General features: G+C 62.7%; 5 protein-coding genes. All 5 read right to left on the reverse strand.

What is annotated here, in order from left to right; genetic code table 11:
* Positions 1 to 170 precede the first annotated feature (170 nt).
* The 5 genes from RHM62_RS07470 to RHM62_RS07490 all read right to left on the reverse strand — a co-directional run bounded on the left by RHM62_RS07470 (position 171) and on the right by RHM62_RS07490 (position 12,452).
* Positions 171 to 800 (reverse strand): hypothetical protein, encoded by a 630-nt coding sequence (locus RHM62_RS07470; RefSeq protein ID WP_322124892.1) that lies wholly within the window; start codon positions 798 to 800, stop codon positions 171 to 173.
* Positions 797 to 2,593 (reverse strand): hypothetical protein, encoded by a 1,797-nt coding sequence (locus RHM62_RS07475; RefSeq protein WP_322124893.1) that lies wholly within the window; start codon positions 2,591 to 2,593, stop codon positions 797 to 799. Before RHM62_RS07475 ends, RHM62_RS07470 begins: the two co-directional genes overlap by 4 nt.
* Before the next feature lie 369 nt (positions 2,594 to 2,962).
* Positions 2,963 to 11,680 (reverse strand): GH36-type glycosyl hydrolase domain-containing protein, encoded by an 8,718-nt coding sequence (locus RHM62_RS07480; protein WP_416172298.1) that lies wholly within the window; start codon positions 11,678 to 11,680, stop codon positions 2,963 to 2,965.
* 221 nt (positions 11,681 to 11,901) lie between these two features.
* Complete coding sequence (locus RHM62_RS07485; protein ID WP_322124894.1) at positions 11,902 to 12,171, reverse strand: hypothetical protein; 270 nt, start codon at positions 12,169 to 12,171, stop codon at positions 11,902 to 11,904.
* Positions 12,168 to 12,452: a hypothetical protein gene (locus RHM62_RS07490; protein ID WP_322124895.1), complete on the reverse strand. Its 285-nt coding sequence runs from the start codon at positions 12,450 to 12,452 to the stop codon at positions 12,168 to 12,170. Before RHM62_RS07490 ends, RHM62_RS07485 begins: the two co-directional genes overlap by 4 nt.
* Between the last annotated feature and the right edge of the window lie 3 nt (positions 12,453 to 12,455).

Raw genomic sequence — 12,455 nt, forward strand, 5'->3', positions numbered from 1 at the left:
AACAAAGCGGATGACGTGTCAACGTGTATATCCGTCTTGTGCATTGCTTAAAATAGGGGGTGGAACGACGCAATAACTGGCATGCCCTGCGCACTGGACACGCCATCTTCGTCACATCCGGCGTCAATGTGCCGGACTCTACTGATGGCGTTGTCCGCATGACGGCGCTATCACCGGCTCGCCTTACTCAAAAAATTTCCGAACAGCCGGCGGCGGTTGCTGTCCTCCTTCGGATCCGGTAGCGGCTTCACGGTCTCGTCCCCCAGCCTTCCTTGCAGGTCGGTAATCGCCAGCGACATCAGATTGGCGTGTGCCTTCACTTCTTCGAGGTCAGCCTGTTGACCTGTCGCACCTCGCCGGCCTTGTGCGCGGCTCAGCTGAACCTGTACTTGACCACTTCCTGACGGTGCGCCGGGATCGGCCTCTGCTTCCAGTTTGCTTACCGACTGTTCCAGCTTCCGCACCACGCCGTCAGAACGCTGGTTGGCTTGCACCAGCCGAGCGACGTGATCGCCAAGTTTGACTAGCTCGACTTTTGCGGGCGTATCGTCAAGCGTCGCCTGCATGGCGTTGATTCCTGCGCTCAGATCGACCAGCGTGGCCTGTTGTGCTTGCCGCTCGCTATGCAGCTGCGCGTTCTGCTGCCGCGCCTGTTTCATTTGCATTCGCGTATCGAGCTGTCCCGCCGCATTCAGCACCTCGTCTTCATCCCCCGACAGGTACATCTTGTCCAGCAAGCGCCGTGATATCGGTGAAATGGCCTCGCCGGCCGCAGGTTCCTTAGTTCCCATCTCGTTCACCAAGTCCTGCCGCACGGCCTCCTCGGCCTGACCCATCCTGATGAACTGCGCAGGTCACGCACATTAATTGTCCGCAATGCTGGGCGCGCCGGTGCCGTGTCGACAGGTCCGGCATTTGCCTCCAGCCTGCCGATGATTTGTCCGTGTCGTTCGGCGAGCTGCATGGCTGTTTTTCTTGCCTCCGCAGACGATCGTTTGAAGCTGGTCAGCGCCCCGGTAAGCAGATGGGTGATGACGTCATCCAGATTGCCAGCCTTGAAGACATTCGCTGACTCCGACGACATGATCGCGTCGGTTATTCTCACTGCATAGTTCTGGAAATTGGTGATGCTGCGGTCGTCTATGCCGAGCATGCTCTTGGCGGACCGCATGACCATGCCGTCCTCCCGCGACAGTTTGTCGCAGTGGTGCAAGGTCAGCCGGTACACCAGTGCATGGGTGAGTCGTTGCATCGCCGGCTCCTGCTGCAGCCGCGTGCCGGTATTGCCGATCGATGCCATCGCATTGAGCCCCGTCAGCAAGTCTCTCGCCACATGTTGTTGGTCGATTTTGTCGAAGGCGGCGCGTGCCGCCGATGCCAGCTGATTGCCGCCCATCGGCATGAGGTTCAACACGTTGAGGGCTTTGCCAATCAGTGCCCCGCCCGACGACGCCGCGCCGGCGTTGATGTTCGCCGCGCCGGAAAATAATTGTGGCGAGTTCTTGTGCAGGCCGATCAAGGTACCGAACAGCAGGTTATAGAGCAGCAATCCGCTTTTGGCAGTCGCCGCATGCACCGTTTTCAGCGCCCCGATTTCGGCTTCCCACTGCTGTTTTTCAAGGTCGTCGGCAAATTTGATTTGCATGAAATTGATCAGCTTGTTCATTTCTTCGTGGGGTATCGATGCGCCCGGTGCTGGCGCTGGCTGGATGATGAGGGTGTTGATGGCGTCCTGTATCGATAAAAACGTGTTCAGGTTGGTGCGGTCTTCGGTGGTGAATGTGGGGTGGTTCGATGCGGGGTTAGCGGCCAGGAATTGCTCGATGCGGTGGTGTTGGTCGGGGGTGAGGGTGGGTTGGTCGGTGGGCGAAGCGGTGATCGTGTCCGTCGCTAGGCTGGCGTGCGGGGCTGGTGTTGGTGGTGTATTAGGGAGGTGCAGGAGTTCGTGATTCCTTGAACTTCCCTCGAACGCTGGCATGTTGCGGACTCGTTCGGACGAAAATAACAATGGGTTGACAGAAACCTCCAAGTAGAAAATTTTTGATGATTTTGCGACCCATTCAGGTAATTCCGTGAGTTGATTGTTGTCTACAATCAAAGCACAAAGCTTTGACAAGTCGGCGATGCTGTCAGGCAGTTCTGTTAGTTTATTGTGGTTGATAAATAAAAATCCAAGCTTTGACAAGTCGCCGACGCGGTCAGTCAATCTTGTGAGTTTATTGTCCATGACTGCCAGTAGTTGAAGCGATTTCAAGTCGCCGATGCAATCCGGCAAAGTTCGCAATGCAAGCTTATCCAAGAATAATTCAGTGCCATTTTCCCGAAAGCACTCAGAAATTCTTCTGGCAGCCTCCGTTCGGTTTTCATTCCCCTTGGCTTTCGCAACCCATTCGTTAAGCTCCTTTTCAAACTGCTCAGTGCTGACCGGTCCGCTCAGCGACCGAATCAGCTCTCTCCGTGTCGCGGGCCGCATGCGGCCCGCGCGGCACAGACGAACCACCCGCCGTTGGTGAAGCAGGTTGATCAGGCTGACGCGAGGCGGCCAGTTCGGGTAGTTCTGAAGTTGAGGCACGAGGTGACGCACGGTGATCAAGTTTGTTCAGCATGGCAATGGAGAGTGACGGTGGTTGGTTGGCGTATCCGGCACAAGCCGGTGCATGAAATGGCAGCATTGAGTGATCATCCCTAGCCGACAGTTCCATTACAGCGCGCATGACGTTGCCGGGCGCAGGGTGATTTACGCGATACAGCTTGCGGAAAAAATGCCGACCCTGGCAAATCGCGTTTGCAGCGAGCAACCTCCGGCACAACCCGCGCTTGCAGACCGTCGCGAGCCACCGGCATTGGCGACGGTGATCAGTGCATTCGGTGCAATGCCCTACGGTTATTGCACCCTACGACTTGGCAATGATATTCAGTGGCAAATCCGTTTCCAATCAGGTGACAGATTGCTCGCAAAAACTCACCCCACCACCAGCTCCACCCGATGCTCCCGACCATCATCCACCATCGCGACCGTCGCCCCGTCGACCGCAACCCCATCCACCATCAACCCCGCCACCGCCCCACGCCGCACCGTGATCAGGTACGCACTATCCCGATACCGGTAGCGCAGCGTGAACGTATTCCACCCCGCCGGCAGCAACGGCGCCAGATGCAGCCGATCGACTTCCAGCGTAATCCCCAGCAGCGATTCGATGATCAGCCGGTACATCCAGCCTGACGAGCCGGTGTACCAGGTCCAGCCGCCGCGTCCGACATGCGGTGACACGGCATAGACATCAGCCGCGACCACGTACGGTTCGACCTTGTACAGCGCCACCTCGTCGGCGGTGCGGGCATGGTTGACCGGATTGATCATGTCGAGCAATTCCCAGGCGCGCGCGCCGTCGCCGAGTTTGGCGAAGGCCATGGCGGTCCAGATCGCGGCGTGGGTGTACTGGCCGCCGTTTTCGCGCACGCCGGGGACGTAGCCGCGGATGTAGCCGGGGTTCAGGTCGGAGGTGCTAAACGGCGGATCGAGCAACTGGATCAGCGCGGCGTCGCGTCGCACCAGGCGCTGGTTGACCTGCTCCATTGCGTGGGCGGCACGGACCGGGTCGCCGGCACCGGACAGTACGGCCCAGCTTTGCGAGATCGAGTCGATCTGGCATTCGTCATTGCCGGCCGAACCGAGCGGCGTGCCGTCATCAAAATACGCGCGCCGGTACCAGTCGCCATCCCAGGCGTTGGCTTCGATATTGGTGCGCAACAGCGCGGCCTGTTCATGGCAGCGCGTGGCGAACGGCAGGTCGTCGACCAGGGTCGCGACTTCGGCAAAGCGCTGCAGCACGTCGACCAGGAAGAACGCCAGCCAGACACTTTCGCCCTTGCCGTGTTCGCCGACCTTGTCCATGCCATCGTTCCAGTCGCACGAGCCGATCAGCGGCAAGCCGTGGCTACCGAAGCGCAAGCCGTGTTCGATCGCGCGCACGCAGTGCTGGTACAGGCTGGCGGTGTCGACCGAGCGTTGCGGCAAGTCGTAATACGAATCCTCGCCGGCGGCGAGCGGCCGGCCTTCGAGGAAGTGCGTGACTTCGTCAAGCACGCCACGGTCGCCGCTGGCGGTGATGTAACGATGCGCTGCCAGCGGCAGCCACAGGTAATCGTCCGAGCAATGCGTGCGCACGCCGCGGTCGGCCGGCGGATGCCACCAGTGCTGGACATCGCCCTCGACGAACTGGTGCGCGGCGCAGCGCAGCAGTTGGTCGCGCAGCAGCCGCGGTTCGGTATGGATCAGCGCCATCGCATCCTGCAACTGGTCGCGGAAACCGTACGCACCGCCCGATTGGTAGTACCCGCTGCGGGCCCACAGCCGGCAGGCGATGGTCTGGTACATCAGCCAGCCGTTGGCCAGCACGTTGACGGCCGCGTCGGGGGTCTCGATCTGCACTGCGCCCAGCACGTGAAGCCAGTGCGCATGCACCGCATCGAAGGCCGCGCGGGCCGGGCCGGTGCCGCGGTTGCGTTGCACCAGGTCGCTGACATCGGCACTGCGCCGGCCGGCCACGCCGAGCATGAAAATGACTTCGCGCTGCTGGCCATCGACCAGCTCCATCGGCACCTGAATCGCCGAGCACGGATCGAAGCCGGCACCGGTCTTGCCGGACAAGCGCACCCGGCTCAGCGCTGCCGGATTCTCCAGCGTGCCGTTGCGGCCGATGAATTCGGTGCGGTCGCCGGTGACGCTGCGCTGCGGTGTATCGACATCGAAGAAGGCGATGCGCTCGGCGAATTCGGTGTTGTACGGATTGCGTGCAAACAGCGCGCCGGTCAGCGGATCGAGCTCGGTGACGATGTGCATCGACGACTTGGCGCGCAGGTCCGCCAGCACCCATTCGACATAGCCGGTGGCCGACATGCGGCGCGGCCTACCCGAGCGGTTGGTGACCTTCAGCACCGAATACTTGATCGCCGCATCGAGTGCGACATACACCCACAGTTCGGAATGGATGCCGTCCTGCTGGTGCTCGAAGACGCTGTAACCGAAGCCATGCCGGGTCTGGTAAGTGCCACTGCCGCGACACGGCAACGGTGTCGGCGACCAGAATGCGCCGCTGTCGTCGTCGCGCAAGTAAAACGCTTCGCCGCTGCTGTCCGAGACCGGGTCGTTATTCCATGGCGTGAGGCGGAATTCATGCGCATTCTCGCTCCAGGTGTAGGCCTGTCCGCTCTCGGAAATCACGCTGCCGAAATGCGGATTGGCCAGCACGTTGCTCCACGGTGCCGGCGTGCGCTGGCTGGCCGAGGTCGTGATCAGGTATTCGCGGCCATCCGCACTGAAGCCGCCCAGGCCATTATCGAGGACGCGTTCGGCAGCGGGGATCGTTACCGGCGGCATGGCGGATGCATCGGGGGCCACGCGCAACGGCACCAGTGGCGGCACGCGCAGTTCGGGGATGCTGCGCCGATTGATCTGTTCGGCCAGCGTGCCGCGCTGGTCGCTCAGGATGGCGCGGGCCACCGACTTGATCAGGATGCGGTCTTCCGGCCCGATCTGTTCGGCCTGGCGCACGAAGATGCCGCCGGGCCGGTCGATCGCTTGCGCATCGATGCCGGAAGCGATCAGTCCGATGATCTGTTCGTGCAGTTGCTGGCGGTAGCTGGCGTGGTCTTCATTCCAGATCACGAGGTCGACCGCGAGGCCTTTCAGGCGCCAGTACGCATGCGCCTGCACCAGCTGGCGCACCAGTTCGATATGGGCCAGCTCCTTGATCTGCACCAGCACGATCGGCAGGTCGCCCGAAATCGCATAGCTCCACAGGCCCGACTGGCCGCGCCGGTTCTTGATCAGCGTACTGGCATCGGCGCGCAGGGCCGGGTTCATGCTGACGATGGAGCCGGCCAGCCGGCCATACAACTGGGCATCGGTTTCGCTGGCATTGAGCTGGCGCAGCACGACCTGGCTATGGGTCCAGGCCAGCTCGAAGACGCGGTCGGCCAGATAGCGGTCGCGGTATTTGGCGATCAGGTAGAGCGCCGCGTCGCGCGTGTCGACCACGCCGGTGACGATGTCGACGATGACCGATTCTTCGGGCGCGAGCGTGATCTGGTAACGCACCGCGACGATCGGATCGAGCACCGAACCGGCGCTGTTCGACAGCGCCCCGGCGCGCGTGGTCAGTGCCGCCGGTGCCGTCAGGGCATTGCCGCGGCCGATGAAAGCCAGCCGGTCGGTTTCGAACGAGACCGTGCCGACGGCGCGGCCATGGACCACGACCTGATGCAGCATCCACGGCAGCTGTTCGCCGAACGCACGCGGGCGGCGCGTGCACAGGATTGCACCGCTGTCGGCCAGCAGTTCGGTCTGCACGAACAGGTTGCTGAACGCCGGATGGGCAGCGTCGGCGGCGGCCGGTGCCAGCACGACTTCGGCGTAACTGGTGAGCTCGATGGTGCGGCGATGGCGTGAGCGGTTGGTGATTTTGCTGCGGCGGATTTCAATGTCGTCTTCGGGCGAGACCACGACTTCGGTATGCATGTCGATGTCATGGTCGGTACGGCGGAACTCGGCCCGGCCTTCCGAAAAAATCACTTCGTAATGCTGCGGTTCGACCAGCGTCGGCTGATAAGTGCTGGACCAAAAATAGCCGTCGTCGACATCGCGCACGTAGCAGAAGCTGCCCCAGTTGTCGCGCGTGCTGTCGGCCCGCCAGCGCGTCACGGCCAGGTCTTTCCAGCGGCTGGCACTGCCGCCGGCATGACTGATCATGACGTGGTAACGGCCATTCGAGAGCAGCTGGATTTCGGGGATGCGGCTGTCGGTGCGCTGGAACACCCGCATCGGCATCGCGTGATCGCTGGCGCTGGTGCGGATATCGGCCAGATCGGTGGTGTTGGCATAGCCGGCCGAGGCTTTCGGGATACGTTCGTGCAGCAGCAGCATGGTGGCCTGGAACAGCGGGTCGGCGGCAAAGCGGCGCTGCATCGGTTGCTCGCGCAGCAGGTAGGCCAGGCTCAGAAAACCCATGCCCTGGTGATGCACCATGTACGACTGGATCACTGCAAAGGACTGGCCGCGCGGCAGCCGCGACGGCGTGTAATCGATTGCCTCGATCATGCCGTAGCGGCCTTCGAAACCGTCACCCGAGAGCCGCTGCAGATTCAGGCAGGCCGCTTCGGGCGCGACCATCAGCGCCATCATCGTCGCATACGGCGCGACCACGAGATCGTCGCCCAGCCCGCGCTTGAGGCCCAGTCCCGGCACGCCGAACGCGCGGTACTGGTAATTGAGCGCGGCGTCGAAGGTGTTGTAGCCGGACTCCGAAATGCCCCACGGGACATCGCGCTGCGCGCCGTAATCAATCTGGCGCTGGACCGCGGCGCGGCAGGTCTGGTCGAGCAGGGTGTTGTCGAAGGTCGGCATCACCAGCAGCGGCATCAGGTATTCGAACATCGACCCGCTCCAGGACAGCAGGATAGGGTCGCCGCCGGCGATCGTCAGCTGACGACCGAGCGCGAACCAACTGATCTGCGGCAACTGGCCCTGGGCGATGGCCACAAAGGTGGCCAGCCGTGCTTCGGACGCCAGCAAATCATAGAAGCTGTCGTCACGCCGGCGCTCGCTGACGTTGTAGCCGATGGCCAGCAGTTTGGTGGTGTGGTCGACCAGGAAGTCGACATCGGCACGGGCAAATTCGCCGGCCTGCAGGGCCAGCCGTTCGAGTTCGGCGATGCGCCCGGCGGCGCACTGACTGCCTTGCTCCAGGGCTGCCATCAGCAGGTGGGAACTACCGTCGTCTTCCGGCAGACCGGCGCGCTGGGCATCGAGCAGTGGCTGCAGCGTGCCTCTGAGTCGAGCCAGGCCGGCCAGCGTCGGGACATCGTCGAGTGCGCTGCGCAGGGCCGGTAACCATGCCTGCTGCTGCGCCACCGGCAACAGCAGCCACGGTGCCAGCACGATCAGTTCATCATGCAGTTCGCGGCACTGGCTGGCCAGCGCAGTGGCCCACCAGTGCAGATCGATATTGGCGCTTGCCGGCAGGCCGGTACGAAAGGCTGCCGCATCAGCGGCCAGCGCAGCGAGCATCGCGCAGGCACCGTGCAGGCTGACTACGGGCGTGCCGCCGGCCTGTTCGAGGCGTGCACGCAAGGTGGCCAGCGGTGCCAGCACGGTCTTGTCGCCACTGGCCACCAGAGCCGCCAGCGTATCGGCAATGCCATCGATGCTCTGGGGCGGCAGGATGGGGGCATGTACCAGCATCAGCAGGCCGGGACGCAGTGTCAGCAAGTGGCCGGACAGGTTGCCGCTGTCGACGCTCGAGACATACATCGGCGTGAGCGGCTTGAGGCTTTGCGTGTCGTACCAGTTATAAAAATGGCCCTGGTAGCGCTCCAGTAAATCCATCGTGCGCAACGTGTTGCCGGTGCGTTCCAGTAGCCGGCCCAGCGTCAGATAGCCGAAGTCCCAGGCGGCCAGATTGGCCAGCAGCGACAGGCCGATATTGGTTGGCGAGGTGCGTCTGGCGATCACGGCCACTGGTTGCTCCTGCACGTTGTCGGGCGGCAGCCAGTGGTCATCGGGACCGAGGTAGGTCTCGAAAAAGCGCCAGGTCTTGCGTGCCAGCCGGCGCAGGTAGGTGGTTTGCTCCAGCGTCAGCGCGGTCGCGCGACGCTGTTGCGGCCGGCTGATCCACCAGGCCACGGTCGGCGAAATCCACCACAACAGCAGCAACGGCGCAGCGAACACCAGCGCCATCGGCCGCACCGCCATCAGCCAGCCGGCACTCGCCAGCGCCAGAGCCGGTGCCATCCACATCGTGCGCCAGCTGTCGAGCAGGCCGGACCCGTCGCGGCGCGCCAGGCTGCCCGATGGCTGCCATTCGAGCAGGTGGCGTTGCGAGATCAGCATGCGCCATAGCGTGCGGCCAATCGCATCGAGGCTGTAGACCGCTTCGTGCGGCAAAAAGGTCAGCTGCAGCGCGCCATGCGCGAGATGCTGGCCGGCGCTGCGGCCGACTTCATTGAGATGCTGCACCAGCAGCACTTCGGCCGGCTTGCGCAGCACGCCGACCAGTATCGTGATGCAGCTGGGTGTCAGTACGATCAGCAGCGCCACCAGTGTCCAGATCCAGCCGCTCTCGAGCAGCGTCCAGCCGACCAGCACCAGCGCCGTCAGTGCCGGTGCTACCAGACTGCGACGCAGGTTGTCGAGTACTTTCCAGCGTGCCAGTGCCGACAGCGGATTGCGCTGGCGAGGCGCGGGCGTACCGGTGGCCCTCGTCGGTCCGGGCACGCGCGGCAACAGCCACGCCAGCAATTGCCAGTCGCCGCGTATCCAGCGATGGCGGCGCCGGACGTCATCGCCGTAGCGCGATGGATATTCTTCGTGCAGCTGGGCGTCGCTGATCAGGCCGGCGCGGGCATAGCAACCTTCGAGCAGATCGTGGCTGAGAATCCGGTTATCGGGCAGCCGGCCGTCGAGCGCCTGTTCGAAGGCGTCGACATCGTAGATGCCCTTGCCGATGAACGAGCCTTCGTGGAACAGATCCTGGTAGACATCCGACACGGCGCGCGTGTAAGGATCGATGCCGGGCACGCCGGTGCAGAGTTTTTCGTAGAGCGACGCGTGAGTGCCGGGCAGGCTGGAAGTCACGCGCGGTTGCAGGATGCCGTAGCCCCCGGTGACCCGTTGCAGGCGCGCGTCGTAGCTGGCACGGTTCAGCGGATGCGCCAGCGTAGCGATGAACTGGCGCGCCGCATCGCGCGGCAGCAGCGTGTCGGTATCGAGCGTGATCACGTAACGCACCTGCTGCAGCGCTGCGGTGTCGCCGACAATGCACGCAAACGCGGCAGCGCCGCCGCCGCGCAGGAAGTGGTTCAGATTGCTCAGCTTGCCGCGCTTGCGCTCGAATCCCATCCAGACCTGCTCGTGCGGATTCCAGCGTCGCGGCCGGTGCAGCAGCACGAACGGACTGCCGGACTGACCGGCGTATTTGCGGTTGAGAGCGGCGATGGCATCGGCGGCATGGGCCACCAGTGCCTCATCACCGGGCAGGGTTTCGGCAGGGGCGTCCGGCAGATCGGTCAGCAGGCAGCAGCGCAGATGCGCATCGCGGTTGGCCAGGTAGCGTACTTCGAGCGCTTCGCACAGGCTGTCGATACCGGCGATCGAATACAGCATCGTCGGCACCACCACCAGCGCACTCGCCTCAGCCGGTATGCCTGCCGAAAAATCCATCCGGGGCAGCGGTTGCGGTATCGCCAGCATTGTTGCTAGCCAGTTCACCAGCCCGAGCGCCAGCTGGCTGCTGCTCAGTACGGCCAGCACGATGACGATGGCCAGCAGCCAGCCCTGCACATCGCCGGCTTGCAGCACGATGGCAGTGCAGCTCAGTGCCAGCAGGACCAGCATCGCGCCGAGATAAGCGCGTAGCGGCCAGCGCTTGACGATGTGCCGCAGTGCCTGCGGCACTGTGCGACGAAAGCCGATGTCGTGTTCCAGCGCAGCCAGGCCGTGACCGAGCAAATAGGTACCGACATGCGCGTTGCGGTGTTCGGCACCATGGACGATGACGGCTTGCTGCGCCAGTGCGATGGCGCGGGCAGCGACTTCTTGTTCGGTCAGCGTGGTACCGCGGGTCAGTTGCTCGACGATGTGGCGGTAGCAGTCGCGCGTGGCAAAGTCCATCGCCCGGTAGGTCTGATGCGGATCTTGCTGCAGCGTTTCTTCGACGGCGCTGAGTGCCTCGACAAAATCGCGCCAGTCCATCGCGCCCAGAAAACGCAGGCTGCCGATGCTGTTGCTGATCGAAACCTGGTCGCGCGCCTGTTGTTGCGCATCGAGCTGCACCAGGTGTTCGATGGTTTCGCCGCACTCCGACAGGCGTTGCGTGATCCACGTCAGCGGTAGCGCCAGTGCCGGATTCTGGCCCTGCAAGCGGCGCGACAGTTCGGCCACGAACGATGGCACCAGCGGTGGTGCGGAACGGGCCATGTCGGCCACCACCAGAATCAGATTGCCGGGTGTTTTGTCGGCGGTCTCGGTCATGCGGTCGGCCCAGGTATCGGCCAGCGTGCGATTGAGCAGACTGATATCGAGCCGCGCAGCGACACGCCGCAGGTTGTCGATCAAGGCCAGGCGCAGCATGATCGGAATCGCCCAGAGTTCGCCCAGTTTGAGCGGCAGCACGCGCTGGTAGGCCGCGACAAATAGCCGCAGGCTTTCCGGATCGACCCGGCCATCGCCATGCGCGATGGTCTCCAGCGCGAGGTCATAAACGCGCGGCCAGCCGGCCGACGCGCCGGTGGCGAGGCGCGGCAGCTGCTTGCTGTAGGTCTTGGGTAGATGGCGCTTTGCGGTGCGGATCTGTTCTTCGATCAGATAAAAATTATCCAGCAACCACTCGGCCGCCGGCGTGATCTGGCGGTTCTCGCGTACTGCTGTCGTGAGCAGATTGCAGGCATCGATGATGATGGTTTCATTGCTGGCCAGACGTGCCAGCAACTGGTCGCGCCCCGGTTCTTCGATGACCGTATGCGAGGCCGCCAGCACCGCGCCATGCTGCTCCATCTGCGCTGCGCCATAGAGCTCGGCGCGTAACGGCGGTTCGTCACCGGCAGCGGAACGGGCCGCGTCGACAGCTTGAAGCGTCGCCATCGCAGGCACGGAATCGAACAGGAGTTTGCGCAGTACGTTCATCAATGTCGGACGTCTCTTTCTGGCAGACGACTCCTGCGGCGTGCACGGCGGGCGGCAGCGCGGGCGCGACAAGCTTATCGGGGCATGCAGGCGTCGAAGGTGTTCAGGGGAGATGCGCGTGTAAAACGCGCCGATAACGGATTTAGGCTAGCGCGGGACGGAAAACGGCGCTGTGCGATAGCGCACATAGGGGTGGGATTGTCGATTGTCGCTCGGGGCGATCAGGGCTTTTCGGCGAGTCTGCCGGTAAGGTACTTGTGCAATACGCTGGCAATCAGCGTCTGGTAAGGAATGCCTTGTTCAAGTGCCTTGGCCTGAATGCTATTGAGGTCACCGGACGAGAGCCGGATATTGACGCGCCGGTCCTTGATGCCGGTCGCTCGTGCAACGGCCTTGAACCTGGCGAGTTCGGTTTTCGTGGCGATCGATGCCAGCTTGCCTTTTTCATAGGCGCTCAGGATAGTGCGTTCGTCATCGTCTATCGGCTTCATGGTGACGCTCCTTGTGCAAGATAGTCGCGGGTTGCCTTGCGACTTGGGATGATTGTTTTTAGAAAAATGAAGGCGTCTTCTTCGACAAACGGCACCAGATAAACATAGCTGTCCCAGGCAACGACAAAGATCTTCTGTCCCGGGTATTTGGTTTGGTTTGGATGAATCAACATGTCAAGCAGCCCCTCCGATTCGATCGCGATAACGACATTTTCGAAGGAGATTCCTCTGTCCATTTGTAAAGCGGCGTTTTTTTCGGAGCTCCATCGGAATGATTTCATACG

The organism is Actimicrobium sp. CCC2.4, assembly GCF_034347385.1.
GTDB lineage: Bacteria > Pseudomonadota > Gammaproteobacteria > Burkholderiales > Burkholderiaceae_D > Actimicrobium.

What these genes read in the sequence shown, in the direction of transcription:
- RHM62_RS07480 (WP_416172298.1), bottom strand. Translation starts at nt 11,680, where the DNA reads ATGAACGTACTGCGCAAACTCCTGTTCGATTCCGTGCCTGCGATGGCG.
- RHM62_RS07485 (WP_322124894.1), bottom strand. Translation starts at nt 12,171, where the DNA reads ATGAAGCCGATAGACGATGACGAACGCACTATCCTGAGCGCCTATGAA.
- RHM62_RS07490 (WP_322124895.1), bottom strand. Translation starts at nt 12,452, where the DNA reads ATGAAATCATTCCGATGGAGCTCCGAAAAAAACGCCGCTTTACAAATG.